This window comes from Selenomonas sp. WCT3 (assembly GCA_900100835.1).
Classification (GTDB): domain Bacteria; phylum Bacillota; class Negativicutes; order Selenomonadales; family Selenomonadaceae; genus Selenomonas_A; species Selenomonas_A ruminantium_E.
In genome coordinates this window covers 106437-131425 of sequence record FNCM01000007.1, presented here as the reverse complement: position 1 = coordinate 131425, position 24989 = coordinate 106437, and the positions used below count along the sequence as shown (strand labels likewise).

At 53.0% G+C, this 24989-nt stretch carries 27 protein-coding genes; 2 read left to right on the top strand and 25 right to left on the bottom strand.

Annotated features, from left to right (window positions below; translation table 11 throughout):
• Nucleotides 1–451: 451 nt before the first annotated feature.
• From BLQ36_RS08160 to BLQ36_RS08105, 13 genes are all read right to left on the bottom strand, one after another.
• Nucleotides 452–1144: a hypothetical protein gene (locus BLQ36_RS08160; RefSeq protein ID WP_074515129.1), complete on the bottom strand. Its 693-nt coding sequence runs from the start codon at nucleotides 1142–1144 to the stop codon at nucleotides 452–454.
• A gap of 27 nt (nucleotides 1145–1171) precedes the next feature.
• Nucleotides 1172–1888, bottom strand: coding sequence for a hypothetical protein (locus tag BLQ36_RS08155; protein WP_074515128.1), 717 nt, complete (start codon nucleotides 1886–1888; stop codon nucleotides 1172–1174).
• Nucleotides 1889–2008: 120 nt separating this feature from the next.
• A complete protein-coding gene (locus tag BLQ36_RS08150) occupies nucleotides 2009–3070 on the bottom strand; it encodes an L-threonylcarbamoyladenylate synthase (RefSeq protein ID WP_033171215.1) in 1062 nt (353 codons plus the stop codon).
• A 5-nt stretch (nucleotides 3071–3075) separates the two neighbouring features.
• Nucleotides 3076–3951: a peptide chain release factor N(5)-glutamine methyltransferase gene (gene prmC / locus BLQ36_RS08145; protein WP_074515127.1), complete on the bottom strand. Its 876-nt coding sequence runs from the start codon at nucleotides 3949–3951 to the stop codon at nucleotides 3076–3078.
• A 3-nt stretch (nucleotides 3952–3954) separates the two neighbouring features.
• Nucleotides 3955–5022, bottom strand: coding sequence for a peptide chain release factor 1 (gene prfA, locus BLQ36_RS08140; RefSeq protein ID WP_033171210.1), 1068 nt, complete (start codon nucleotides 5020–5022; stop codon nucleotides 3955–3957).
• Nucleotides 5023–5038: 16 nt separating this feature from the next.
• Entirely contained in the window at nucleotides 5039–5938 is a 900-nt protein-coding gene (locus tag BLQ36_RS08135; protein WP_033171214.1) for a DUF1385 domain-containing protein, read from the bottom strand.
• A 139-nt stretch (nucleotides 5939–6077) separates the two neighbouring features.
• Nucleotides 6078–6278: a 50S ribosomal protein L31 gene (rpmE, locus tag BLQ36_RS08130; RefSeq protein ID WP_033171209.1), complete on the bottom strand. Its 201-nt coding sequence runs from the start codon at nucleotides 6276–6278 to the stop codon at nucleotides 6078–6080.
• Between the two features lie 181 nt (nucleotides 6279–6459).
• Nucleotides 6460–6903 (bottom strand): Fur family transcriptional regulator, encoded by a 444-nt coding sequence (locus tag BLQ36_RS08125; protein ID WP_074515136.1) that lies wholly within the window; start codon nucleotides 6901–6903, stop codon nucleotides 6460–6462.
• Nucleotides 6904–7051: 148 nt separating this feature from the next.
• Nucleotides 7052–7198: a hypothetical protein gene (locus BLQ36_RS13420; protein WP_156033536.1), complete on the bottom strand. Its 147-nt coding sequence runs from the start codon at nucleotides 7196–7198 to the stop codon at nucleotides 7052–7054.
• 90 nt (nucleotides 7199–7288) lie between these two features.
• A complete protein-coding gene (locus tag BLQ36_RS08120) occupies nucleotides 7289–8887 on the bottom strand; it encodes a DUF4127 family protein (RefSeq protein ID WP_074515126.1) in 1599 nt (532 codons plus the stop codon).
• Between the two features lie 79 nt (nucleotides 8888–8966).
• Nucleotides 8967–9260: a hypothetical protein gene (locus tag BLQ36_RS08115; RefSeq protein ID WP_318260954.1), complete on the bottom strand. Its 294-nt coding sequence runs from the start codon at nucleotides 9258–9260 to the stop codon at nucleotides 8967–8969.
• A gap of 101 nt (nucleotides 9261–9361) precedes the next feature.
• Complete coding sequence (locus BLQ36_RS08110) at nucleotides 9362–10201, bottom strand: zinc ribbon domain-containing protein (protein ID WP_074515125.1); 840 nt, start codon at nucleotides 10199–10201, stop codon at nucleotides 9362–9364.
• A 104-nt stretch (nucleotides 10202–10305) separates the two neighbouring features.
• The gene (locus tag BLQ36_RS08105; protein WP_074515124.1) at nucleotides 10306–11463 is read right to left on the bottom strand and encodes a PrsW family glutamic-type intramembrane protease; all 1158 of its coding nucleotides are present in this window, start codon (nucleotides 11461–11463) and stop codon (nucleotides 10306–10308) included.
• A gap of 213 nt (nucleotides 11464–11676) precedes the next feature.
• Here BLQ36_RS08105 and BLQ36_RS08100 point away from each other — a divergent pair, with 213 nt between their 5' ends.
• Nucleotides 11677–12294: a zinc ribbon domain-containing protein gene (locus BLQ36_RS08100; RefSeq protein ID WP_180364847.1), complete on the top strand. Its 618-nt coding sequence runs from the start codon at nucleotides 11677–11679 to the stop codon at nucleotides 12292–12294.
• 63 nt (nucleotides 12295–12357) lie between these two features.
• On the opposite strand, the gene BLQ36_RS08095 is transcribed toward BLQ36_RS08100, so the two are convergent.
• From BLQ36_RS08095 to mqnE, 5 genes are all read right to left on the bottom strand, one after another.
• Nucleotides 12358–13695, bottom strand: coding sequence for an amidohydrolase family protein (locus tag BLQ36_RS08095; RefSeq protein WP_081342281.1), 1338 nt, complete (start codon nucleotides 13693–13695; stop codon nucleotides 12358–12360).
• 96 nt (nucleotides 13696–13791) lie between these two features.
• Nucleotides 13792–14643: an MTAP family purine nucleoside phosphorylase gene (locus BLQ36_RS08090; protein WP_074515122.1), complete on the bottom strand. Its 852-nt coding sequence runs from the start codon at nucleotides 14641–14643 to the stop codon at nucleotides 13792–13794.
• A gap of 11 nt (nucleotides 14644–14654) precedes the next feature.
• On the bottom strand, nucleotides 14655–15680 hold the full coding sequence (mqnC, locus tag BLQ36_RS08085; protein WP_074515121.1) for a cyclic dehypoxanthinyl futalosine synthase: 1026 nt from the start codon (nucleotides 15678–15680) through the stop codon (nucleotides 14655–14657).
• 2 nt (nucleotides 15681–15682) lie between these two features.
• Nucleotides 15683–16774 carry a radical SAM protein gene (locus BLQ36_RS08080; RefSeq protein ID WP_074515120.1) on the bottom strand — a complete coding sequence of 364 codons (1092 nt, stop codon included), beginning with the start codon at nucleotides 16772–16774 and terminating at the stop codon, nucleotides 15683–15685.
• 42 nt (nucleotides 16775–16816) lie between these two features.
• Nucleotides 16817–17914 carry an aminofutalosine synthase MqnE gene (gene mqnE / locus BLQ36_RS08075; protein ID WP_074515119.1) on the bottom strand — a complete coding sequence of 366 codons (1098 nt, stop codon included), beginning with the start codon at nucleotides 17912–17914 and terminating at the stop codon, nucleotides 16817–16819.
• Nucleotides 17915–18194: 280 nt separating this feature from the next.
• Here mqnE and BLQ36_RS08070 point away from each other — a divergent pair, with 280 nt between their 5' ends.
• On the top strand, nucleotides 18195–18434 hold the full coding sequence (locus BLQ36_RS08070; protein ID WP_074515118.1) for a hypothetical protein: 240 nt from the start codon (nucleotides 18195–18197) through the stop codon (nucleotides 18432–18434).
• Nucleotides 18435–18803: 369 nt separating this feature from the next.
• On the opposite strand, the gene BLQ36_RS08065 is transcribed toward BLQ36_RS08070, so the two are convergent.
• The 7 genes from BLQ36_RS08065 to sufC form a co-directional block, all read right to left on the bottom strand.
• Nucleotides 18804–19499, bottom strand: a complete 696-nt coding sequence (locus BLQ36_RS08065) for a Crp/Fnr family transcriptional regulator (protein WP_074515117.1) — start codon at nucleotides 19497–19499, stop codon at nucleotides 18804–18806.
• 2 nt (nucleotides 19500–19501) lie between these two features.
• The gene (locus tag BLQ36_RS08060; protein WP_074515116.1) at nucleotides 19502–20005 is read right to left on the bottom strand and encodes a flavin reductase family protein; all 504 of its coding nucleotides are present in this window, start codon (nucleotides 20003–20005) and stop codon (nucleotides 19502–19504) included.
• Nucleotides 20006–20138: 133 nt separating this feature from the next.
• Nucleotides 20139–20570, bottom strand: a complete 432-nt coding sequence (gene sufU / locus BLQ36_RS08055) for a Fe-S cluster assembly sulfur transfer protein SufU (protein ID WP_074515115.1) — start codon at nucleotides 20568–20570, stop codon at nucleotides 20139–20141.
• Nucleotides 20560–21795, bottom strand: a complete 1236-nt coding sequence (locus BLQ36_RS08050; RefSeq protein ID WP_074515114.1) for a cysteine desulfurase — start codon at nucleotides 21793–21795, stop codon at nucleotides 20560–20562. Before BLQ36_RS08050 ends, sufU begins: the two co-directional genes overlap by 11 nt.
• Nucleotides 21788–22621 (bottom strand): SufB/SufD family protein, encoded by an 834-nt coding sequence (locus BLQ36_RS08045; RefSeq protein ID WP_074515113.1) that lies wholly within the window; start codon nucleotides 22619–22621, stop codon nucleotides 21788–21790. Before BLQ36_RS08045 ends, BLQ36_RS08050 begins: the two co-directional genes overlap by 8 nt.
• The gene (sufB, locus tag BLQ36_RS08040; protein WP_074515112.1) at nucleotides 22621–24030 is read right to left on the bottom strand and encodes a Fe-S cluster assembly protein SufB; all 1410 of its coding nucleotides are present in this window, start codon (nucleotides 24028–24030) and stop codon (nucleotides 22621–22623) included. Before sufB ends, BLQ36_RS08045 begins: the two co-directional genes overlap by 1 nt.
• Nucleotides 24031–24040: 10 nt before the next feature.
• Nucleotides 24041–24799 (bottom strand): Fe-S cluster assembly ATPase SufC, encoded by a 759-nt coding sequence (gene sufC, locus BLQ36_RS08035; protein WP_074515111.1) that lies wholly within the window; start codon nucleotides 24797–24799, stop codon nucleotides 24041–24043.
• Between the last annotated feature and the right edge of the window lie 190 nt (nucleotides 24800–24989).

Sequence of the window (24989 nt, the reverse complement as noted above, 5' to 3'; positions counted from 1 at the left end):
TGAGGATAAAAATTTCGTTCTTCACGAAAAACATCAAACGCTTCGTTTATGGCACTGTCCCTAGCGGTGGCTGAGTCTGTGGCAAGTTTCGCGGGGCTACCCCCTCCGAGGGTGCAGCAATTCGTGCCGGCTTTAACCTAGGCGGCGGGGGCCCCAGTACCATAAGCGGAGCCTTGACGTTCCGCGTGAAGCAAGAAATTTTTGCCTGCGTTCTCGTTGGAAAAGCAGTTTCGTCCAAGCGAAGCGCGTTTAACTGTTTTCCAACTCTTAATTAAAAGGCAAAAATTTCTTGTAGCGGGTTGTCACCGGTGGAGCGTTGGTACTGGGGTCCCCGCCGCCGGCGACTTACCTCTAACACGAACGGGTACTACTCCCCTGCAAACTGTAATTTTCTTATACAAAAAGACCCGCTGTCTTTTCGACAACAGGTCTTTTCTATCGCAAACTGCTTTTATTTGACTTTTATCACGCCGGGCTGGATGATTTTCCAGGTTCCCTTGCGATTTTGAAATTTTGCCGGCAGGCGGACTTTGATTTCCTTACAGATGCCTGATTCATAATTTGAGGCAAAGGTCTCTTTCATACCGCCTTCCGTATGGAGCTTTTCATCGTAGTCATGGAGTGGATTCGGCACAACAACGAAGGCTCCCCCCGTTTCGGGGACCGCCCACGCCCAGTAGTTGCTTTCAGCCAACTGCTTGACCTCGCCAAACTTTGGCGATATCATGCCATTTTCCTGTGCGGCATGGTCAAGGCAAATCAAAAACGTAAGCTGGTGGGTGCCGGCAAAGGTTTCGCAGGCCTCCAAAGCCTTTGGCACATCCATGCTAGCCGCCAGATTGTTATAATCCTTCAAAAACTCCGCCCAGATTTCCTCAGCTCCTGTCGATTCCAACGGGTCGGGCTCCGGCGGCACAATCGCCACCGGCTGCGATTTCTCAACCGGCAGCTGCTTACTTTTTAGTTCCTTGATTTCCTGCTGGAGTTTTGCGATATTCTGCTCCAAGACTTCAATCTTCAAGAACTGCCTGCGACCACTGATAAGTATCGAACTGTTATAAGCACCTACCACTAAGCTCACAATTCCAATGACGCCCACCAATACCAACATCACCTGCGCCACTAACGGCGGGAATAACTCCATGAAATTCGCATCCTTTCTGAGGGAATTTTATTTTGTCTTGCCATTCAAACGATCCGCCAACTCGAGAATATTGCGGATACGCATGGCCTCGGTGGCCGTCAACATGCGGTCATCGTTCGAACCATTGACGCCGAGCATACTGATTTTCGCAGCCAGAACCGACGCGACTTCGCGCATGGCCTTGCCTGTCTCTGCATCGACGGGCTGGTCACACCATTCCATGATACCCGTATCCGTCTGGGTCGTTGTCACCGCCCCCTGGGCCCGGATATGGAACAGCTGGTCATCGGTGGGCTGCAAGTCTACCCCCTGGAACCCCATCGGCCGGCCGCCGCGATGGCGCAGGATTACATGCATGACGGCCACGCCGTCAGCCCCGCGAATCAGATAGGGCTGGAAGAAAATCCCGTCTTCCTCCGGGTCTTCATAGCGGTATGTGGTGGAGCCATCCGCTTCCTGTGTGACCTTCATATCGGCAATAAGTCCCCGGATGACCTGATCCGGCTCCTCACTGCGCCCCAAACGCTGGTCGAGAAGTTCCTGTTTCCGGCGGGCCTTCTCTCTGGCCGCCGCTTCCTTGGCTTCCCGTTCCTGTATGGCCGCCAGTTTTGCGGCCTCTTGTTTGTCCTTTTCCGCCTGCACTACCGCCCGGGTTTCATTGTAATGAATCGCTGCGACAGCGCCTGCACCACCGGCCACAGCTATGACCAGTAATCCCGCTACTGCATAGGATATCTTGCCCATGATGCCTCCCCCTTACCTTTACATCGAAATCTTCTTGCGAAGAAACTACTTTCCCATACTCTTCCTAATTCTCATATACGACAAACAGAAATTTTTTCCTGCTCATTCGGTAGATTTTGCTTACGCTTGAATCGTGCGGAAGCCGCTGGCCTTGTGGAGGCGGTTCATGATAGCCAGCCCCAAGCCATCGCTTGCCGTCCCTTCTCCCAAAAGGACATCCGCTGGTTTGTCATCAAAGCTTCGGAGGGCTTCATAGATATTGGCGGCAATGGCCGGCAAGTCCTGCTGATGGCCGTAATCGGCCATCAGGTCGTCAGCCACCACGCCTTTTAAATCCTGTAATACTTCGTGGCTGGCCACGATACCAACGATGTGTCCCTCCTGCTGGAGTCGTTCGATTTCCCGCTGGAACGCCCTCGCCATGCGGGTAGGCATGCCCTCAATCAGCGTCATTGGGGCCTTAGGGGCATAATGCGTGTATTTCATGCCCGGTGCCTTCGGTACCACTTTTTCTCCGACCAGCGCCGGGTCAAGGGTAACATTTTCCTCGCCGAGAAGTTCGGCGAGCATTTCCCGTGTCACCGCACCGGGCCGCAGGATAACCGCTTTTCCTCCCGTGCAATCGACAATCGTCGATTCCACGCCAAACCGGCAGGCCCCGCCATCGAGGATCAGCGGGATGCGTCCATCCATATCACGGGCAACCGATTCAGCGGTAGTCGGACTCGGCCGCCCCGAGATATTCGCCGAAGGCGCCGCCACCGGTACGCCAGCCTCTTTTATCATCGCCCGCGCCACATCGTTTTCGGGCATGCGGATACCAACGGTGTCGAGGCCACCCGTAATGCGGTCCGGCACGATGCTGCGCCGTTTCAGGATAAGCGTGATTGGCCCGGGGCAGAACGCCGCCATAAGCTTTTCTGCCATCGGCGGAATGACCGCCGCAATCTGATCCACCATCGAACGGTTCGCCACATGAAGGATCAGCGGATTGTCCGACGGCCGCCCCTTGGCATCGTAAATCTTGGCACAGGCATCGCCATCAAGCCCGTTGGCCCCCAGCCCATAGACCGTCTCGGTCGGGAAGGCCACCAGTCCGCCCTGCCGAAGGATTTCCCCGGCTCTTTGCAGGTCCTCTTTCTGTTCTTTTATCCGTTCAATCTTTACGATTTCCGTCTGCAAGTCACTCACTTCTTTCTCCACGCCACGACTACGCGGTCAATGCCGGCATAGTCCTTGATGATTTCCGTCCGCTCAATCAGTGGATGTTCTTGGGCAAGATTGGCTACCGCTTCGGCCTGATGAATCCCCACCTCAAAGGCCATAAAGCCGCCTGCCAGCAGCATATCCGGGGCCTCGGCACAGAGGCGGCGGTAAAAGTCTAAGCCATCCGCCCCGCCGCAAAGGGCTGTCATTGGCTCTTTGCAGCGCACCTCTGGTGCCAGCGTCTCAATATCTGCCTGCGGGATATACGGCGGATTGGAAAGAATCGCCGTGTAGGTCTTATCCTTGATCGGCTCCAGCAAATCTCCCGTATGGAAGGTGATGCGCTCCGTCAAGCCCAAGGCCGCCGCATTCTGTTCGGCCACCGCTCGCGCCCCCGGGCTGATGTCAACGGTATCCGCCTCGGTATTCTCCGTAAAGTGCAGGACCGACAGGCAAATCGCCCCACTGCCTGTGCCAATATCCGCAAAGCGATGAGCCTCCGGCGGCATCCCCTTCAAGGCGTCAACGGCGGCCTGAACCAGTATCTCTGTATCCGGTCTTGGCACCAGCGTATCCGCCGTGACTTGGAACGTCAGCCCCATAAATTCCTTCTCCCCCAGGATGTAGGCTACCGGAACATGCGCCACGCGTTTTTTTATCATTTCGCGATAGGCAGCCAGCTCCTCCGCCTGCAAAGGTTCATCAAAATGAACATAGAGATAGATTCGCTGTTTCTTGAGCAGATGGGAAAGCAGTACCTCTGCATCCAGGCGCGGAGATTCCACGCCTTTCTGCTCAAAGTACTGCTCGGTCCACTTGAGTATCCTGCCAATCGTCCATATTTCGTTATTTGCCATATCTTATTTCACCTGTTTCAGCCGTTCTGCCTGATCTGCCGTGATAAGTGCGTTTAAAATCTCCTCGAGTTCCCCATTCAGCACGGCATCGATTTTGTGCAGGGTCAAGCCGATGCGATGGTCCGTGACACGCCCCTGGGGGAAGTTATACGTGCGGATGCGCTCACTGCGGTCACCGGAACCGACCTGGCTCCGGCGGTCAGCAGCCACAGCATCCTCCTGCTCCTGGCGCGCCTTGTCGAGGATTCGCGCCCGCAAGACCTTCATGGCTTTTTCCTTGTTCTTGAGCTGGGATTTTTCATCCTGGCACTGCACGACGATACCCGTCGGCAGATGGGTGATGCGAATGGCCGTTTCCGTACGGTTTACGTACTGGCCGCCGGCACCAGAGGCACAATATGTATCGATGCGAAGCTCATTCGGGTTGATGTCTACCTCGACGTCCTCGACCTCGGGCAGTACGGCCACGGTAACTGCCGAAGTATGAATACGCCCACCGGACTCCGTAGCCGGCACGCGTTGGACGCGATGGGTACCGCTCTCGTATTTGAGGCGGCTGTAGGCGCCAAAGCCCTTGACCATAAAGGACACTTCCTTGAAGCCGCCAATTTCCGTGGCATTGGCATCGAGGAGCTCCGTGCGCCAGCCCTGTTTCTCGGCATAACGCGAATACATGCGGAACAAATCGCCGGCAAACAGTGCTGCTTCCTCGCCGCCGACACCGCCGCGAATCTCCACGATGACATTCTTATCGTCGTTGGGGTCCTTGGGCAGCAGCAGAATCGGCAGTTCCTGGTCGAGCGCCTCTTTTTTTCCCGTAAGTGCTGCCAATTCCTCTTCGACAAGCTTGCGCATTTCATCGTCCAGCGCTTCTTCAAACATCGCCTTGTCTTCTTCGATGCCCTTTACCACCTGCTTGTACTCGCGGAACTTTTCCACGATGGGCGTAAGGGAGGCATGCTCCTTGTTGTAGCGCTGCCAACGGTCAATATCTGCAATAGTGGCAGGGTCGCTTATCAGCGACTCCAATTCCAAATATTTATCTTCAACGGCCTGGAGTTTTTCCAGCACGAAATTCACCTCTTCTTCAGGGTACTAATACTTCTTCGGTTTTCCGGTATTCCCCGGAACCGGCTGTGATTTCCTCAGCGGGCAGTACGGCCTTTAACGACTCGATTGCCACCTCTACCATCTCATCCTCCGGCGGACGCGTGGTGAGGTACTGGAGCCACAATCCCGGCTTGATTGCCGTCTGGATGATGGCATTTTGACTGCGTCCTGCCAGGCGGATAATCTCGTAGGAAATTCCCGCTACCACTGGCAGCAGCAGGATGCGGCTGGCAATGCGCTCCCACAGGGAAGGCCAGCCTAAAAAGGCAAAGACAAAAATCGAAACCAACATGACAATGAGCAGAAAGTTGGTGCCACAGCGCGGATGCAGCCGCGAAAACTTCTGCACATTCTCCACCGTCAGCGGCAAGCCGGCCTCATAGCAATGGATTGTCTTGTGCTCAGCGCCATGATATTGGAACACCCGACGGATATCCTTCATGCGCGAAATTCCCCAGATATACAGCAGGAAAATCGCCAAGCGCAGAAATCCTTCCATGAGATTCAAAAAGAACGGATCCTCCGTGATGTCATGGAACAACTTCGCCGCTCCCGTGGGAATGGCGATAAAGAGAATGCTGGCCAATACCAGCGCGAACACAATAGTCCCTGCCAATTCTTTATCGGTCAGCTTCTCATCCTCTTCGCCAGCCATCTGGGCCGAATAGGAAAGGGATTTCATGCCGATTATCAGCGACTCGACCAAGGAGACCGAACCGCGCAGCATCGGTTTCTTGAGGATGGGGAAGCGCTCGGTGATGGAATGCACCGGATTCGCCTCGACCTGAATCTCGCCCTGCGGGTCACGAACGGCCGTAGCCGTCAGCTTGGGCCCGCGCATCATAACGCCTTCTATGACGGCCTGGCCGCCAACCATCAATCTATTCTGCAAAGGTAATTCCTCCTATCATTTTCGGAAGTACCGATTATTTCACTAATCTTATGAATTGCCTTAATCGGCTCACATAATAAAATAAGCAGAACAGATTGCTCTGCTCTGCTTACTTGTCGTTCGATTATTTCTTTGCGAGACGCTTGTTGAACTTCTCGATACGACCACCTGCCTGAACGTCACGCTGACGACCCGTGAAGAACGGATGGCATTTGGAGCAAACATCGATACGAAGATCTGCAACCGTAGAACCCGTTTTGAACGTGTTGCCGCAGCCGCAGGTTACCGTAGCCTCGTGGAATTCCGGATGGATACCCTGTTTCATTATTACACCTCGCTTTCACCCCAAGAAACTGGGAATTGATACAAGCTCACTATGCGCAAGCTTGGTTTAGACCTAGCTCCCCGTCGGGGTAAAGCCAGTCAATCTTTGACTTGGAAACAGACGTCATTACGTCCATTACTGGATTATTATATCACGGTGCCGTATACTGTGCAAGGGAATTTCAATGTTTTCCGCGCCCAGCTGCCTTCTGGCAATCGGGGCAAACGCCAAAGAAATAGTATTGATGATCCGTAATCGCATAACCAGTCTCGACGGCAGCCTGCTGCTCCATCGCCTCCGAGGACAAATCCTCCATGATGTCATCCACACGCCCGCAGCACGTGCAGCGGATATGCGGATGATGCGACGTGTTGGCATCGTAGCGGAAGGCCTCTTCCCCCAAATTGAGTTCCTGAGCCAGACCCACTTCGCAAAGAATCGCCAGCGCCTTGTAAACCGTTGCCAGACTCATCGTCGGATAATACGGCTGAAGCTCCTGATAAATCGTCTCCGCATTGGGATGAGCTGTCGTATGAGCGAGCACATCATAAACAGCCAGCCGCTGCGGGGTGACCTTAAAACCGCGTTCCCGCAAAAGAGCCGTCACTTCTTTGGGTTTCAACATTGTCTTCATGACAAAATCCTTTCTCCATGACATGATAACAAATAATGATTATCCATTTGTATTTATTTTATCCGATACCTGGCTCTTCTGTCAACAAAAAACACCACCGCCGGTCCCCCGGCAGTGGTGCTTCAGCGGCTCACAAAAATCAAGCAACCGCTGGTTTCTTATCGGCCTTCGGTTCAACTACAACGCCAGCATTCCGCAGCAGCGCAGCTGCGCGGCGAATCTGTACCGTGCGCTCAAAAAAGACGCACTCTTTGTTCCAGTTGATGCTAGTACGGGTCTTTTTCATGATAGTCTCTCCTTTGCGATAAATAAAGTATAAGTTCAAGATAACTTTATGGTATTGTAACACACTTCTTACGTTATGTCACCATAAAAATTAGTAATGGAAGTCGGCTTCAAACATACGATGCCACGGCAGGGAAACCTGCAGTTTATCCAGTCCCGGGTAAGGCGGCAAATTCCGATAAACGAACTGCCGCATGAGGCTTGTGATGCGATGGCTTACCCCCTGCTCATGATCGCCGAGATTTTCGTAGACATCGTTTCGGCGGAACAAGGCCACACTGTCAGCCACAGCAGTACGCACGTTAGCCTGATAGCCCCAGTCTTCCAGATAGCGGCGAGTCAGCAGCCGGTCACAGGCATCATTTTCCATGCGATTGGCCAAAAGCCCCGTTCCGATGACAAAGCCCGTACTGTTCGTCGGCGTATTCCAGCCGGAGTATGCCCGAATCTTATAGAGCAGATCTTTGTCCCGCAGCTGATTCATCAGGGCATTATCCGCGCCGTTGGCAAAGGCAATATCGGCAATGCCTACGGCATAGCCCTTATCCACATAGTTCGTCACCAGATTCACAAAGCCCTTGGTGGTGTTGCGGGGCGCCCCGTTATTGCGCAGGGGCACGCCTGGGGCCACGTCGTTGGCTTCACCAGTGCGGCCATTCTTATTGGTGTTCACCAGCAGCACGAAGTCCGCTTTCTCCGGCTGGGTCACCATCATGCCGCCAGCTACCAGTACCGAAGCGCGAATGGTATCGCCAATGGGGTTATCGGAATAACTGGGCACGGTGCCCGCCCCGGTTCCTTTATTATATTTGACGTAAATAAAGGGAATCTGATGCTCCAAGTCATTGACAGCACGGCTCAAAAGCAGCATGCCGAATTCATCAATGCCGGCCAGCATCTGAAATTTCGTTTCGGGAATATCCTTGGCATAGGCCTCCAGCTGGCGGCTTTCGCGATGGGTCTGGGAAAGGGGGGCATTATCGTCCTTGCCGATGACCAGATAGCTAAACGTCCCCTGCCGGGTCAAATCCAGCAGCTTTTTGGTAAGGACGAGATTTTTCTGACGGCGGGCTTTCCAATCCTGCCAAACCGCCTTAGGAACAGCTACCTTATGCCGTTCCATAGCCGCCATTTCGTCACTGCTCAGCCCTTGGACCTCGGCCTTGTCCTGCAGCGACGTCGCTTGGAAAATGTCGCCGCCATACTGCTGATAGTAGGCCGGCTCCTCATCGCCAGCATGGGCACCATCTATCGGCGTACGCATCAGAGAACTAAACACATAGAGCTTGAGCCCCGGATTTTCCCGATGAATCCTTTCAAATTCCTGCACCCGTTCTGCAAGTTTTTCTGCGGGAATCTCATGCTTACGGGAATTGATGAGTCCGCCGTATAGCAAAGCATCGGAGGAAACCATCGCCGCCTTGGCCCCGCGGATATTCGCATGAGTCCACTGCCAAAGCTTATCCGGATCCCCCGGCTGGTTGGTCCCGCGATTTAAATATTCCTCTGGTGGCATTACCACCTCATAACCGAGACTGCGCACCACATCGGCTGTCTCTTCCCCCGAAATGGGACGGTTATCCTGCGGGATAAAGAGCAATTTGCCCTTGGCCGCCTCAGCATTATGCCCCGGCCATACGCAAAACAGCCCCCACAGGAGCATCCCCAAAACCATTATGATCCGTTTCATTCGTCCACCTCTTCTGGCGAAACAATCTAACGCCGCTAATTATTCAGTAATTACACCATCGCCACTAGCCCGGCAATCCTCAGCGCTCCAGCTGCTTCCGTGCGTAGATGTCCGTCGCGAAGTCAATCATTTCCTTCCAGCTGCCAAAGCGGGTGTTTTTTTCTACATGCCGGTCCATCTGCTCTTCCGGCAGGTCTTCAAAATCCTGCTGGGACTCGATGCAGAATCTTCCCCCTTGCAGGAACTTTTCAAAGGTGCGATAGTTCGTATACTTGCGCATAAATGACTTGTCAAATAAATCCGCAAAATCCACCGGCTGTGGCATCGCCCCCGGCAGCTGGTAGTAGCCCGTCAGTTTTACCAATCCAATCACCTCAATTTGTGTTTATCCTTATCTTAACGCAACCACTGCAATCCCGCAATCAAAAAAGACTATTCGCTGCTATGAGCCAATAGTCTTTTTATCGCTATCGTTTATTCCACCAATACCGTGGGTTTGCTGCTGCCCTTGAACATCAGGAAATCATAGTCCTGGAAGTTGATGCAGCGGAAGGTTACTTTGTATTTTTCTGCCTTCGGCAGCTCGGCCAGGGGAATAATATCACTGGCCGAAGTCGAGCCCCCCGGCGCTACGAGCTGCTGGGCCTCAACGCTCTGGAAATCCCGTCCCGTTACGGGGCTTTTCAAGGGTTCGCCGACTTGATCCAAAGCCCGGACGGAAAGCTCAATGCTGGCAATGCCCTTTGGCATCTGGTTCGTGTAGAGCAGGCAAAGCTGCGGATGGCCGGCGGCATCCATGGTAATCTGTGCATCCTTGAGCATCAGGATGAGCTCATTGGTCTCGTTGTTGATGAGCTTGCGGTCCTTGTGCTTGAGGGAAAGCACTCCTGCCTGCGGCGTTTCGACCGCCGGTTTATCCTTGCCCTTTTCCGCTGGTTCTGTCTGCGTCGGCTGGGGCACATCGTTGGCACTGGAAGAGTTATGCACCGCCATAATGCCAAGGCCCAGCACGGCCACTACGCCCAGCGTAATTGCCACAATCTTGGCCGTCGAAGAACGTCTCTGCGGCTGCTGATAATAACCGCCCTGCATTCCCATCTGTGCATTTGGCGGCATCGCCATCCCACTATTGGGCTGCTGCGCCGCCCCCATCGGCTGCACTGGCTGCTGGGCCGATTGCTGAACCGACGGCTGTACCGGTGGCTGAGCTGGCTGCTGAGCAGCGGCACCAGGTTCCGGCGTTACCCGGGCACCACAGTTCTTGCAAAAGGTCGCATTATCCGGCAGTTGGGTGTTACAATTCTTGCAAAACATAATATAATCCTCCCTCAATCCATATCGTCCAATAGTTCCCTTCGTCCTCTAACGCGATTCCCATCCATAATTCTCAAAAAGTATTGCTGATTAAGCCACCGCCATCATGGTAGTGTCTGCGCGCCGCCAGCCGCTTTAGCCTGCTGTTGTATCGTCGAAATCTGCCGCAGCCCGGCATGGAGCATGACCAGCAAAAAAATCCACACAACAGCCATCAAACCGACCTGGGTGATAAGCGGCATGATATGCGACAGAAGCGGCATATCCCAAAGTCCATGAAGCACAATACTGACGGCCAGGAACTTCAAAAAGCGCATATCCATCAGATGGTCTATCCGCAGGGGCTTATCCCCTTTGACCATGGCCAGCGCCGCTCCCGTAAGTCCGGCCCAGGCCACATGGCCGCCCAGCGCCAGGGCGCCGCGCAGGTAGAGCACCGTCAAACTGTTGCTCTTGGCGATATATCCAGCCGTTTCGAATACGGCAAAGCCAGCGCCAACGGCAGCTCCAATCAGCAGGCCATTTAAGATATACTTCTTTTCCTGCCCCCGCAGGAAGTAGGCAATGACCATGACTTTTCCCACTTCTTCCGCCAGCCCCACCAGGAACGTGCTGGTATTGTTGAGCTTGTCAAAACCGATAAAGCCATAGACAAACATCGTCATAATCAGTGACATAACGCCGCCGATAAAGAAAACCTGGGTCGTCTCAAAGATACTGATATTTCGCGGTGCATTGACCTCAAAAAAGAAAATCAAGGCCGAAAAGGGTACCGCCAGCGCTCCGATGAAGATTACGCCCGGAGCCGCCAATTTATTGCCCAGCATCTGATTCATAAACAACAGGCCCAGCATGGTTACCGCCAGCACCAAAAACACCCGGGAATAAAGCCACGGATGCGGCCAATCGGTAGAAATCTGTTCCTCCGGCGGCGTGGTAGCCGCCGTTCCGTAAATGAAGATTTGTTCCGCTTCCTGTTTCGTATGCTTGCGAAATACATTCTCCACCAAGTCTTTCATCTTTAACTCAACGTGTTCCGTTCCACCGGTCATACGGTTGACGTTATCGATGAGGGAATCCAGTGTTCCCTTCTGCGGCGGCAAGCGCCGCCCATAATAGGGCCGCTGATACATCGGCTGTCCCCGAAACCCTGCGGCCATCCCCTGCATTCCCATGGGTGGTGGTGCCACAACCGGCTGACCACACTTCGTACAGAAGCGTTCATCCCCCGCCAGCTGTGTCCCACAATTCACACAGAACATGGTTCATCCCTCCCTAATTTCCATATTCTGATAGATACCATATCATGTACCCCAAACAAGTTCAATCCATTCTAATCCGATTTAACTGAGCTCTAATTGAAGATTAACGGACATCAAACAATTCATGGGTAACATGGATAAAGAAGACGTATGTTTACCTTGCAAAATCCGGTATCGGCATTAAAGATACCTAAATGAGAAATGAGGGATTTTATGTTTTGCATGAAATGTGGAAAAGAGATGCCAAACGACTCGAAATTCTGTATAAACTGCGGCGCACCAGTTGAAACATCCGAACCGGCCCCACCGCCCAAAACGGAGGAAGATGCGCCTGTCCGGGCACAGCAGCCTACCCCACAGCAGCCTACCCCGCAGCAACCGGTTCAGTTTGCAGCCGCTGCCCCCGGACAGAATTACTCCATGCCCTACGGTCCGTCAGCCAGTGGAATGGCACCGGGCTATATGAACCTGGCTCCTGACTTCACCCCGGAAGAAATCGCCTTGGTAAACAAGGGCTGGAACTTATGCAAGGCAGCCACTATTATGCCTATTGGCTACGGCTTCCTGCACGGCTTTTTTGACTTGCCCGACATCACCCGGGTTCTGTCGCTGGTTGCAGCTATCCTGCTCTGCATTGACAAGAGCTATCTGAGCCGCGTGGCCATCCCCATGTCCTCCTGGTACTATGTGGCGATTTTCTTCTGCCCGCCCCTCTACCTCTACAACCGCGAAAAATTGACCGGTCACGGCCACGCACTTTCCATCGTGTACGGAGCCCTTTATGCTATCGGCATCTTAGTCCTTCTGACAGCCATTGCCAAAATCTCTTAAAAACAAAAGTAATGAAAAACCTGCCGCCAGCTCGAAGCTGGCGGCAGGTTTTTCATTGAGGAATCACGGCAGGCGAAGCTGCTTTCCCGCTACATAGCGGGCCGTAATATCTTCCGGAGTACCATGATAGATAAAATGCTGCCAACGCTCCTGAACGGAACGCTCCGCCAAGGCTTTGGGAGTCTTTACCACCAGGAAATCGGCGGCATAATCCGGCTCAAAGCTGCCTACCTTGCCAAAGAAAGAGCCACCGCCCTTAGTGGCCAGATAGAAGGCTTCTGGCAGCGTCAGGGCTTTTTCCTCGGGATTGTCCATTGCTTGCACCTTGGAAACCTGTATAGCCCGCACGATGACATGGGGCATAAAGAGGTCATGCCCTGCCCCCACATCACTGCCCAGAGCCACCTTGGCCCCTGCCTGCAAGAACTTCCGGACCGGCATGATGCCGCTGGTAAGATTCAGATTGGATTCCGGACAAAAAACAGGATATACGCCCCGGCTGACCATCTCTTGGATTTGGGCATCGCTCATATGAATGCAATGTGCCATCAGCGTCGGCGTGTCTCCATAAAGGCCAAAATGTTCATATACCTTCGGGTACTCACGGATTTTGGGAAAGAGCTCTGCTACCCACTGGATTTCCGCCTTATTCTCCGATAAGTGCGTCTGCACCGGAAGGTTTTCCCGTTTTGCCAACGCGCCAAGGTCCTGCAAAAGCTTTGGCGTCACCGATGGCGCAAACCGGGGCGTGAGGATTGGCCGCACCAAATCCGTCCAGACCGGCGCCTTAATAAACCGCTCCGTTTCCGCCAACGAATCGGCACTTGTCTCACGCAGATAATCCGGCGCATTGCGGTCCATATTTACTTTGCCCACATAGGCCCCGAGACCGCGCTCTGCCAGTTTCTTGGCGAGTATTTCCGCACCCTGGCGATGAATGGTTCCATAAACGGCCGACCGGGTTGTACCGCACTTGGCCAGCTCGGCTGCAAAATCCCCATAGACCTGTTCGGCATAGGCAGTATCTGAAAATTTCCGTTCCTCGGGGAACGTATACTTCTCCAACCACTCCAAAAGGGCCTCATCCATCCCCAAGCCAATCTGCCGGTATTGGGCAGCATGGACATGCAGATCGCAAAAGCCTGGCAGGATGAGCTTTCCGCGGCAATCCTGTTTTTTCCAGCCCTCATAGTCCTGCGGCAGCTTATCATAAGCACCTTGTACCTTTCCTTCTTTTACCACCAGGTAGCCCTGGGGCAGAATCTTGGCCTCCCCGCAGGCCGGCGTATAAACGATATCGCCCTGCACGACATAATTCCGCGGTGCCGCGAATGCTGCCGAAGCCAAGGCCAGCCAGCAGACCAAAAGAACAAACAAACCTCCCGTAATGTGCCGCTTCATATCTTTCCCTCCCCCATATTCTGACCAATAAAAGTTACTCTAATATTCACGAAAGGCTGTGCATTATCCTGCACAGCCTTTCGTGTTTTTATTCTATTATCCCTTGGCCGAAACCTCGTTATAAACATCCTTAAGCAATGTTTCTTTGCGGAGGTCCAGGCACTCGCAGTGGCGGTCATTGGCATCGACATTGCGAATGGTCTCGAGGATGATTTCGCCGATCATCGGGGCATCGTCGTAGAAGATGTCCGACATGTCCTTATGGGACCATTTCTCGCGGATTCCTTCTCCATAATTTACCGTGAAGTAAAGGCCAGCATAGCAGGCACCAATTTCCCGGGCCAGATAGACCTCCGGGGCAATGCTCTGGCCGACGATATCGGCATGGCCGTTCATCATGGCGACTTCGGCGGGACTCTCGAAATGACGGCCATCGGTTACGGCATAAGTGCCGCGGATAAATACCCGGCCATCGAAGCGCTTCTTCGTCGATTCGATGAGGGCCTGCCGCATCTCGGGGCAGAGCGCATCCCGCATGATTAAGAGATAGCGGCCATCCAGCATGACATCCTTGCGGACCGAAAGGTCGAGGTAATCATCGGGAATGATGAAGTCCCGTAAATCCAACAGCTTGTTGACGGTGCCGACACCACCTTCGGAGATGATGCGCTTGACTCCGGCCTCGCGGAAGGTCCAGAACACCTGGCGGCTGGCATCGGCCCGGGTGACCCCCGAGCGCCAGCCATGCATCTTGACGGTCAATACCCGCTTTTCCCCCACCCGGAACAGGCGAATGGCCGGACTCGTGCCGTAGGGAGTCTCAAAATGCAGGTTGTCCGCTAAAATCTCCACATCTTCATCCGGCAGATTGGCCGGGAAATTGCTTGAAAGGGTACCCGAACCGCCCACCACGGCATAGTCGGCTTTCGGAATCTTGATTTCACTCATAATTTATCTCCTCAAAACCGGCGGATTACGTTGTATTCCGTATCGCGCTGGGCTGGCTGTTTGCCAGCGCCGCGAATCAGGTCCGCCATCTTGTTGATACTCATCTCATAGTTCGTGCCAGCGGCGCGCACAACGTTTTCCTCCAACATGATGCTGCCCAGGTCATCGGCACCAAAGCCCAGTGTCAGCTGGCCGATGCGCTCGCCCTGGGTGACCCAGGAGCCCTGGATATGCTTGATATTATCCATATAGAGGCGCGTCATCGCAAGGGTTTTCATGTAGTCCCAACCGCTGGTCTTTTCGCCCCCCAGCTCCGTGTTGCCTGGCTGGAAAGTCCAGGTGATGAAGGCGCGGAAGCCGCCGGTCTTGTCCTGCAGGCGGCGGATTTTTTCCATGTGCTCCATGCGCTGGGCCATGGTTTCCCCGAAGCCAATGACCATCGTAGCCGTACTCTCCATGCCAATGGAATGGGCACACTCCATGACATGGAGCCAGTCCTCGGTCATGATTTTCTTCGGGCTGACCCGCTGGCGGACTTCATCCACCAGGATTTCCGCGCCGCCTCCCGGCAGGCTGTCAAGGCCTGCCTCCTGCAGCCGCTTTAACGTATCCAAAATCGACAGGCCTGCCTGCTGGGCAAAATACTGGATTTCCGTCGCCGTGAAGGAGTGAATCGTAATGGAGGGATAGTTCTGCTTGATGAGCCTCAACATTTTCTCATAGTAATCCAGTCCTAAATCCGGATAGAGGCCCCCCTGAATCATGACCTGAGTTCCACCGCATTCCACCGTTTCCCGGACTTTTTCCAGAATTTCCTCATAGGTCAGCAAATAGGCATCTTTATGTTCCTTACGCCGGAAGAAAGCGCAGAACTTGCACTCATTCTTGCAGACGTTGGTATAGTTTATATTGCGATCCACGATGAACGTGACCGTATCGTCAAATAGCTTACGGCGCGCGGCATCTGCCTGCTGGCCGAGCTCAATCGGGTCGCCATGCAGCAAAAGCTCTTCGCCCTGCTTCGGAGTCAATCGCATCTTTATCCCTCCGCAATCTCGTGGTAAAAGGTATCGCGCTCTACCGGCTCGTACCCCGTTTCCCTTATCATCTTTTCCAGCATAGGCCGGGTAATGCCCGTATTGGTCTTGGCCCCTGCCGCGTGGATGATTTTCTCCTCACCGATGGTACCATCCAGATCATCAGCACCAAAGCCCAAGGCCAGCTGAGCAATGGGCATCGTCAACATAATCCAAAAGGCCTTGATGTGGTCGATGTTGTCGAGAATCAGGCGGGACAGGGCCATCATCTTCATATCCTCCCAGGACCCCACCCGTTTTAACTGCTGTTCCTCCCCCAGCTTCGTATTGCCCGGATGGAAGGGGAATAGCATAAAGGCCTGAAAGCCCTTGGTCTCATCCTGAATGTCCCGCAGCGTGAAGAGATGCTGCAAGCGTTCCCTTATGGTCTCCACATGACCGTACATGATGGAAGCATTGGTGCGAATGCCAAGGCTGTGGGCCGTCTTCATGGTCTCGATCCATTCAGCCGTGGTGGCCTTTTTCGGACAGATAATCTTCCGGACGCGGTCGGAAAGAATCTCAGCGCCGCCGCCCGGCAGGCTGTCCAGACCAGCCGCCTGCAGGATTTCCAGCACTTCGCGGATGGACTTGCCCGTCAGCTTGGAGAAATTCACGATTTCCACCGGCGTAAAGGCCTTCACATCAACCTGGGGCAGTGCCGCCTTGACCTGCCGCACCACTTCCACGTAATAGTCAAAGGACTTGTCCGGATGAAGGGCTGAGACGATATGAACCTCGGACAGGTTGCGGACTTTTTTGGCATCCGTCAAAATCCGGTCGATGTCCTCAGTCTCCAGTGTAAAACCGCGCTTATCCCCGGACTCAACCTGAAAGGCACACAGCGGGCAATTGGCACTGCAGATATTCGTGAGATTGATATGACGATTGACGGTGTAAAATACTTTTTTACCGCTCTTTTTCTCCTTGGCCTTCCGGGCGCACTGCGCCAAAAACAGGATATCGTTGTCTTCATATAAGGCCAGCGCATCCTCCAGCGTCAGGCGCTCGCCAAACGCCGCCTTGGCGCGGGCCGTTGCTATTTTCTCGTTCATGCCTATTCCCTCTTCGCTTTCTCCCGCTACCGAGAAAGCCTGTTACTCGTATTTCTTGATAATATTGAAGTTGCAATCACAGGACGCCGGAATTCTCCCCGCCTCTTTAACGATGCGGATAATCTGGTTCTCCGACAGGGCCGTCGGGCTCGTGGCTCCGGCATCGTGCAAAATGGTTTCCTTGTGGACTGTGCCATCAATGTCATTGGCACCAAAGCCCAGTGCTACCTGAGCCACTGGAACCGTCAACATGACCCAGTAGGCCTTGATGTTGGTGAAATTATCCAGCATCAACCGAGAAATCGCCATGGTGCGCAAATCATCCCACATGCTGGTCTGCTTGACCGACTTGCCCAGCTCCGTATTCTTCGGCAAGAACGGGAAACAGATAAAGGTCTGGAAACCGCCGGTTTCGTCCTGCAGCTCCCGCAGGCGCAGCAGATGGTCCACCCGCTCCTCTAACGTCTCGATATGACCGTAGAGCATGCTGGCATTGGACTTGATACCGAGCTTATGGGCCGTGCGGGCCACCTCTAGCCATTGGTCAGCCGTTGCCTTGTTCGGGCAAAGCTCCCCGCGAACCCGATCGGAGAGGATTTCCGCACCGCCGCCCGCAATGGCCTGAAGACCCCCTTCATCCCGCAGGCGAATCAGCACTTCTTCAATGGATAAGCCGGAAATCTGCGCAAAATGCGTAATTTCAACCCCAGTAAAGCCCTTCATATATAAATTCGGAAAGGTCTCGTGGAGTGCTTTGACAATCCCGAGATAGTGGTCGAAGGTCCAGGTCGGATGAAGGCCGCTGACCACATGAAGCCCGGCCAAATCCGGGTCCTTCATGGCATCGCGGACAACTGCCAGCGCCTGCTCCTTGCTCATGGAGTAGGCACCTTTATCCTCCAGCTCACGGCCGAAGGCGCAGAACTTGCATTTCGACGTGCAGACGTTGGTGAGATTCACGTGACAATTGACATTATAGTAGACAATATCGCCGCATTTCTTCTTGCGGACATAATCGGCCATAGCTCCCAGCCAGGCAATATCCGGGCAGTGAAAAAGCCGGATACCATCTTCACGGCTAAGTCGCTCTCCCTTTAGGATTTTCTCTTCTATATCCCGGTAGTTTTCCGCTGCTAACACTACATTCCCTCCAAAATGTACAATTCATATCTCCTAATTATAGCATCTATCCGCAGTATTTGCAGTTATTTATCGCAATACTTAGGTCTTTAATCATAAAATAATAGTTTGCTTAATCAACTTTTAACAGCCTGCTTCTTGTTTTCTAAAACAAGCCCGCTATACTGTTAACTGTAGTCAGGAAGGACACAAACACCAGTCTCTACGGATGGAGGCGCTCATAAACAACGCTGTCGCCGGTAATCCATGAACCGGCCCCACAACAAAGGAGATGTGTGTAATGTTCAAGAAAAGAAGTCTAAAAGTCACGGCTGTGGCCCTGGCCAGCTTCGTAAGCCTTGGCGTATTCGGCGCTACGGCCTCGGAAGCCAGCCCCTTCCACAGCGGTCATGACTATGAAATCACCCAGCTGGCCCACAAGCATCACAGCTATCACCCGAAGAAATATTCCGAGGGTGACCGCAACACCGCTGCGATTGCCGGTGCCGTAGCAGGTTATTTCATCGCCAAGAACACCTGATTACAGTTTCCCCAACTTCCTATTTTCCCTAATTTTTTCCCTAAATTTCTCACTTTCCCAAAAAATAGAACAAAAATGTGCAAAAGACCGTTGCCCGCTTTCCCCGCGGGCAACGGTCTTTTCGTCATGCTATGACCTTTTTCCCACAGGACTTCTGTCCTAACTAGTTTACTTAATCAACTTTTAATCTTATTCCTATTGTTTTTTAAAACTGCCTCAGTATACTGTTACATGTAGTCAGGAGATACCTGATGCAAACACACTTCGGTAATTCTTCTTCCCCAGAAGGATTTACATACATTCGATTCCTAAATCTCTAATTCTCTCGAAAAAAGCGACATGCCCCCACAGCATGTCGCTTTTTTCTGTTTACAGATATGACTCAAAGCGTTCCATGTCCAGCACACGGATATGCTTGCCATCGACCGCCAGGATTCCCTCCCGGTGCATCGCCGACAGTTCCCTCGACAGGGAAGGCCGCGTAGCCGCCAGATAAGCAGCCATGTATTCACGGCTGATGGAAAGCTCCACGCTCCCATCCTGCCCCAGGTTCTGGAACAGGAAGCGGATTATTTTTTCCCGCAAGCTGCCACTGGCCAGCACTTTGATCTTGCCCTGCATGAAATAAGCCTTGCGGGCAAAAATACGCATGAGATTCTGCTGGACCATCAAGGCGCTTTTCGACATGACGCCACCGGCACCGAAGCGCAGCAAGCGGCTGGAAATCTCCAAAACCTTCGACGGAGCCACGGCCTCTACATACATATCGTAGGGCTGCTCCAAAACATCGTAGACCTCGCCAAACATGTCCCCAGCTTCGTTGATTTCCGACAGGAAAATCTGCCGTCCAGAAAAGGTATCCTTTAGGATATGTACCTCCCCAGCCAGCAGAATGTAGATACAGCGGGGCATATCCCCATCGTGAAAGACGATATCCCCCTTGCTGTATTCCCGGATGCGCACCTGGGAGGAATCCAGCAGCTCACCAATCTCCGCTGCTCCCATGCCGGCGCAAAGGGTGCATTTCTGCAGCACCGCAATCAGCTTCTCTTTATTCTGCCCCATTCTTATTCCTCGATGAGAATCTTTTCAATCTCGACCACATACATCGTATGATAGTCGTTGTTGTTCCACTTTTCATCACTGGCTTTGTCCAGGAAGCATTTCTGCTCCATCTCCTGTGCATAAAGCTTGCGGCAGAACATGGTTACCCGCGCTTCATCGAAATAGGTCATGCCATTTTCATGCTTGACCGTCAGCCCGGATTTTGCAATCTTGTCCTCATCCCGGCCCGATACCGTACCGAAGTAACTCATCATCTTGCGACGGTCCTCTTTGAAGACCGACAGGGTAAAGCCGTCGGCTTTATCCACAAACTGCTTCGTATAGCGGCTCGGACGAATGAAGACAAAGGCCACCGGTTTGCCCCAGAGGATGCCCATGCCGCCCCAGGAGGCCGTCATGGCATTGGATTTACCCTCGGCTTCGCCAGTGACCAGCATCCATTCCTTGCCGATAACCTGAAATACATTTTCGTTAAACTCTTCGGGTTTGATTTCTTTTACTGCCATTTGCTATTCTTCCTTTCCTCGTCAAAGCCATCATCCACATTTTTATACAAGAAATCCACAAAACATTGTAGTTATCCACAGTTCTGCCGTGGATATCCTCAACATTTTGTGGATAAGTTATTCTTATTCGGTATTATTTATCCGATTTCAAGGCATCATCCAAGGTATGCCATGCCAACACCGCACATTTAACGCGGGCCGGCATATGGGCGACGTTTTTAAGCGCCAGGGCCTCATCGAGTTCCTCCAGCTCCTCTTCGTCGGTTATTTCCCCCTTAATCATGCTGATGAACTTCTGCGCCAACCCACGGGCTTCTTCCACGGATTTGCCGCGAATCAGTTCGGCCATGATATCCGTGCTGGCCTGGGAAATCGCGCAGCCAACGCCGGTGAAAGCAGCCTCTTTGACCACGCCGTCTTCCACGTTGAGCTCTAAGGTGATTTCATCACCGCAACTGGGGTTGTGCCCCTTCATCGTGCAGGTCGCACATGCCAGGTGGTGTTTGTGGTCCGGGTTGCGGCTGTGCTCCCCCAGTACCTCGGTATATACATCATCAAGCGCCATAGCCAAGAACACCTCTTACTTTCTTTAATGCGGCAATCCAACGGTCGATATCTTCCCGCGTGTTATACAGGTAGAAGCTGGCGCGGCAGCTTGCATTCTGCTGGAGATAACGATGGAGGGGCTGGGCACAATGGTGACCGGCCCGGACGGCTACGCCGTCGTTGTCGAGAATCGTCGCCACATCGTGGGGATGAACATCCTTGATGTTAAAGGCAATGATACCCGTCTTGTTATCCAGCTTGCTGTCGCAGCCATAGAGTTCGATGTAGGGCAGCTCCCGGAGCTGCGGCAGAGCATAATCCACCAGATCCTTTTCAATGGCCTCAATGCGGTCGAAGGTGATGCCCTCAAGGTAGTCGATAGCCGCCGTAAGGCCAGCTGCACCACCGACATTCTGGGTGCCAGCCTCGAACTTCGCCGGCAGCTCAGCCCAGGTGGATTCCTGTTCCTGCACGTATTCAATCATATCGCCACCGCGCAGGAATGGCTCCATGGCATCGAGAAGCTCGTACTTGCCATAGAGAACGCCAATACCCATGGGCGAAAGCATCTTATGCCCCGAGAAGGCAAAGAAATCGCAGTCGAGATCCTGAACATCCACCGCCATGTGGGCAACGCTCTGAGAACCATCCACAATGCAGACGGCACCGACGCTATGTGCCTTTTTGACAATAGACTTCACATCATTTTTGAGGCCCAGCACGTTGGAGACCTGGGTCACGGCGACAATCTTCGTGCGCTCGGTGATCTTGGTCTCAATATCCTCCTGTGAGAGGTTGCCATCGTCCTGCAAATAGATGTATTTGAGCACAGCCCCCTTGGCCTTGGCCACAAACTGCCAGGGAACCAGATTGCTGTGATGCTCGGAAATGCTGATGACGATTTCGTCACCGGCCTCCACATTATGCAGGCCATAGCTGTAGGCCACCAGGTTCAATGCCTCGGTGGCATTTTTCGTGAAGATGATTTCTTCCTGGCGTTTGGCCTTGATAAACTGAGCCGTGCGCTTGCGGGCCGACTCGTAGATATCCGTAGCCTTCACCGACAGGGCGTAGGCCCCGCGATGCGGGTTGGCATTACAGCCGCCATAATAACCGCAAATCGACTGAATCACCTGCTGCGGCTTCTGCGTCGTTGCGCCATTATCAAGATAGGCAATATGCTTGCCATCGATTTCTCCGTTCAACAGGGGGAAATCTTTTAGAAAATCCTGTACCTCAGCCATTTGCCAGCCTCCCCATCAATACCTTGTCGATCTCCTCTTTGAGCGCTTCATCTTCGATGCGGTCAAGGACCGGACGGAAGGACGCCTCGACAATCAATCGCTGGGCATCCGCCATATCGAGGCCACGACTCATGAGATAGAACAATTTTCCTTCGTCAATCTTGCCTACACTTACCGCATGGTGACCATCCACATCATCCTCATGGGAGAGCATGACCGGAACACTGCGGTTGCGAACCGTCGGGGAAAGCAGGACTACCTCCTCATTCTCACGGCCCACCGAGCCCTTGGAACCTTCGAGGAAGTCCAGGGTACCGCGGAAAATCTTATCGCTGTTGCCTAACAACGCACCGCGTACCTGCATATTGGCATCGGTACGGCGACCCTTCTGACGAATGACGTAGTTAAGGTCGATTTTGCTATCGCCATCGCCGAAATAAAGACCCCAGATATCACTGACGCTGTCATCGCCAGCCATATCCACCGAAAGCTCCGCCGCCGTATGACGGGCCCCGGCCTCTACCGTAGTATAGCTGAATTTTGCCCCTTTGCCCACGTATACCTTTACGCGGCTGGTGGCAGCCTTATCATCGGGTACCAGCTGAGCATTCACCAGGTGCAGCTCGCCGCCATCGGCAATATGTACCTGTACCTCCAGCTGGCCGCCCTCGCGGTTTACCAGGACAACTTCATCCTTCTGTCCGGTTTCCACGAGAATCTGTTGTTTCTTTACGTTATCACTGAGGTTTTCCGGAACCCGGGCTTCATTGACGCCCAGCCAGCGCCAGGTGCGCATCGGAATCTCAGAAAAAATTTTATCATCCATTAGCCGATAGTCCCTTCCAACTCAATATTTACCAGGTTATTCATCTCTAAAGCGTACTCTAACGGCAGCTCCTTGGCGATTGGTTCCACGAAGCCGCGGACAATCATAGCCCGGGCCTCTTCTTCATCGATGCCGCGGCTCGTGAGGTAGAAAATTGCCTCATCACTGATGCGGCCGATTTTTGCCTCATGGCCGATATCCGCCTCATCGCCTTCGATATCCATAACCGGCAGCGTGTCACTGCGGGAAAGGTTGTCCAGCATCAGCGATTCACAGTTGACCGAGCACTTGGCAAAGGGTGCATTCTTCGTAACCTTGACCGCACTACGGTAAGTTGCCATGCCGCCAGCCTTCGAAATCGTACGGGTGTTGATATTAGCTGACGTATGGGGGGCGGCGTGGATGACGCTGGCACCGGTGTCGAGATTCTGCCCCTTCGAAGCAAAAGTAACGCCCGTGAATTCACAGCGGGCATTTTCCCCGTGCAGGACACTGCATGGATAGAGGCAGGAAATATGGGAACCAAAGGAACCCGATACCCATTCAATGATGCCGTCTTTTTCCACCAAAGCACGCTTCGTATTGAGGTTCATCATATTGCGGGACCAGTTCTCAATGGTGGAATAACGAAGTCTTGCCCCGTCTTTGACGAAGAGTTCCACGCAGCCGGCATGAAGGTTCGTGACATTGTGTTTCGGAGCTGAGCAGCCTTCGATAAAGTGCAGGCTTGCCCCCGGCTCCACGATAATCAGCGTGTGCTCGAACTGGCCAGCACCAGCTGCATTGAGACGGAAATAGCTCTGCAGCGGCATCTCCACATGGACGCCAGCCGGCACATAGACGAAGGAGCCTCCCGACCAAACTGCACCGTGCAGGGCTGCAAATTTATGATCCTTAGGCGGGACCAGCGTCATGAAGTATTCTTTGACGATTTCTTCATGTTCGCGGACAGCCGTTTCCATATCGGTGTAGATGACGCCCTGCTTGACCATGTCTTCCTGAATGGAATGGTAAACGACCTCCGAATCGTACTGCGCACCGACACCGCCCAAGGAGGTCTTTTCAGCCTCGGGAATGCCCAGACGGTCAAAGGTATCTTTAATATCTTCCGGTACCTCTTCCCAGCTGCCGGTCATCTTAGCGTCCGGCTGCACATAGGTGACAATGTCGTCCATGTGAAGTTCCTCAAGGCTTGGGCCCCAAGTGGGCAGCTCCAGGGAATTATATACTTCCAAAGATTTCAAACGGAAATCCAACATCCACTGGGGCTCATGCTTGCGCGTAGAAATGTCGCGGACAACGTCTTCCGTCAAGCCGCTGTGGGCTTTGTAAACGGAACGGTCTTCATCTTTGATGTCATAGAGCGTGCGCTCAATATCTTCAATATATGTTTTCTTCTTCTCTGTCATCAAAAACGCCTCACTTTGCCTCGTTCTGCGCGTCAAGGATATGGGTGAAACCGCGGCTGTTGATATCCTCGATAAGTTCAGCGCCGCCCTCTTCGACAATCTGACCGTTCATCAGGACATGAACCTTATCCACTTTGAGTTTCTCGAGGATACGGGTATTATGGGTGATAATCAGGCAGCTGTTGTCTGCATTGTGGAACTTAGCCACACCCTCAGATACAATCTGGACGGCATCCACATCGAGGCCGGAATCCGTCTCATCCAGCAGGGCCAGTTTCGGCTGCAGCATCAAAAGCTGCAGAATCTCGTTGCGCTTTTTCTCACCGCCGGAAAAGCCGACGTTCATGTAACGCTGCGCGTATTCCGGTTTCATCTTGAGCTCCTGCATCTGAGCCTTGAGCTCCCTGCGGAAGGGAACAAGTTTTACCTTATCTCCCGTGATGGTCTGCTTCGCCGTGCGAATCATATTCTCCACCGTGATCCCCGGAATCTCCTCCGGCGTCTGGAAGGACAGGAAAAGACCCTTACGGGCACGCTCAAAGGTCTTGAGGCCGCTCATATCCTCACCCTCGAACTCCATGGTTCCACTGGTTACCTGATATTTTGGATGTCCCATAATGATATTCATAAGGGTGGATTTACCGGAACCATTCGGTCCGAGGATGACATGTACTTCTCCTTTATTTACCGAAAGGTTCAACCCTTTGAGGATTTCTTTGTCTTCCACGCCAGCGTGGAGATCCTTGATTTCCAAAAGCTTATCTGCCATTATATAAACTCTCCTTTTAATGAAGCAAATTCCATTCGCGTTAATCCTTAGTGTTTTACTCGGGATTGATGCTTTCATTGTAGGTGGTTTCATGCGAAAAGTCAATAGCAAGCATCACATACTATAAATAAAAAGCATAATTGATAACTATTTTCACAGTAACAACAACCCCGGTGTTTTTTCCCTGACG

Bases quoted from the DNA above. Each gene is read 5' to 3' on its own strand.
- mqnC (WP_074515121.1), bottom strand. From the start codon at position 15,680: ATGCGATTGACTCCGAAGCAGGGCGAAGAGCTTTTGCTGCATGGCGAC.
- prmC (WP_074515127.1), bottom strand. From the start codon at position 3,951: ATGGCAAATAACGAAATATGGACGATTGGCAGGATACTCAAGTGGACC.
- BLQ36_RS08110 (WP_074515125.1), bottom strand. From the start codon at position 10,201: ATGTTTTGCAAGAATTGTAACACCCAACTGCCGGATAATGCGACCTTT.
- sufB (WP_074515112.1), bottom strand. From the start codon at position 24,030: ATGACAGAGAAGAAGAAAACATATATTGAAGATATTGAGCGCACGCTC.
- rpmE (WP_033171209.1), bottom strand. From the start codon at position 6,278: ATGAAACAGGGTATCCATCCGGAATTCCACGAGGCTACGGTAACCTGC.
- BLQ36_RS08070 (WP_074515118.1), top strand. From the start codon at position 18,195: ATGTTCAAGAAAAGAAGTCTAAAAGTCACGGCTGTGGCCCTGGCCAGC.
- BLQ36_RS08155 (WP_074515128.1), bottom strand. From the start codon at position 1,888: ATGGGCAAGATATCCTATGCAGTAGCGGGATTACTGGTCATAGCTGTG.
- BLQ36_RS08160 (WP_074515129.1), bottom strand. From the start codon at position 1,144: ATGGAGTTATTCCCGCCGTTAGTGGCGCAGGTGATGTTGGTATTGGTG.
- BLQ36_RS08090 (WP_074515122.1), bottom strand. From the start codon at position 14,643: ATGAGTGAAATCAAGATTCCGAAAGCCGACTATGCCGTGGTGGGCGGT.
- BLQ36_RS08045 (WP_074515113.1), bottom strand. From the start codon at position 22,621: ATGGATGATAAAATTTTTTCTGAGATTCCGATGCGCACCTGGCGCTGG.
- BLQ36_RS08105 (WP_074515124.1), bottom strand. From the start codon at position 11,463: ATGTTCTGTGTGAATTGTGGGACACAGCTGGCGGGGGATGAACGCTTC.
- BLQ36_RS08060 (WP_074515116.1), bottom strand. From the start codon at position 20,005: ATGGCAGTAAAAGAAATCAAACCCGAAGAGTTTAACGAAAATGTATTT.
- BLQ36_RS08095 (WP_081342281.1), bottom strand. From the start codon at position 13,695: ATGAAGCGGCACATTACGGGAGGTTTGTTTGTTCTTTTGGTCTGCTGG.
- BLQ36_RS08135 (WP_033171214.1), bottom strand. From the start codon at position 5,938: ATGGTTGGCGGCCAGGCCGTCATAGAAGGCGTTATGATGCGCGGGCCC.
- BLQ36_RS08050 (WP_074515114.1), bottom strand. From the start codon at position 21,795: ATGGCTGAGGTACAGGATTTTCTAAAAGATTTCCCCCTGTTGAACGGA.
- BLQ36_RS08120 (WP_074515126.1), bottom strand. From the start codon at position 8,887: ATGAAACGGATCATAATGGTTTTGGGGATGCTCCTGTGGGGGCTGTTT.
- BLQ36_RS08100 (WP_180364847.1), top strand. From the start codon at position 11,677: ATGTTTTGCATGAAATGTGGAAAAGAGATGCCAAACGACTCGAAATTC.
- sufC (WP_074515111.1), bottom strand. From the start codon at position 24,799: ATGGCAGATAAGCTTTTGGAAATCAAGGATCTCCACGCTGGCGTGGAA.
- BLQ36_RS13420 (WP_156033536.1), bottom strand. From the start codon at position 7,198: ATGAAAAAGACCCGTACTAGCATCAACTGGAACAAAGAGTGCGTCTTT.
- BLQ36_RS08080 (WP_074515120.1), bottom strand. From the start codon at position 16,774: ATGAACGAGAAAATAGCAACGGCCCGCGCCAAGGCGGCGTTTGGCGAG.
- BLQ36_RS08065 (WP_074515117.1), bottom strand. From the start codon at position 19,499: ATGGGGCAGAATAAAGAGAAGCTGATTGCGGTGCTGCAGAAATGCACC.
- sufU (WP_074515115.1), bottom strand. From the start codon at position 20,570: ATGGCGCTTGATGATGTATATACCGAGGTACTGGGGGAGCACAGCCGC.
- BLQ36_RS08125 (WP_074515136.1), bottom strand. From the start codon at position 6,903: ATGTTGAAACCCAAAGAAGTGACGGCTCTTTTGCGGGAACGCGGTTTT.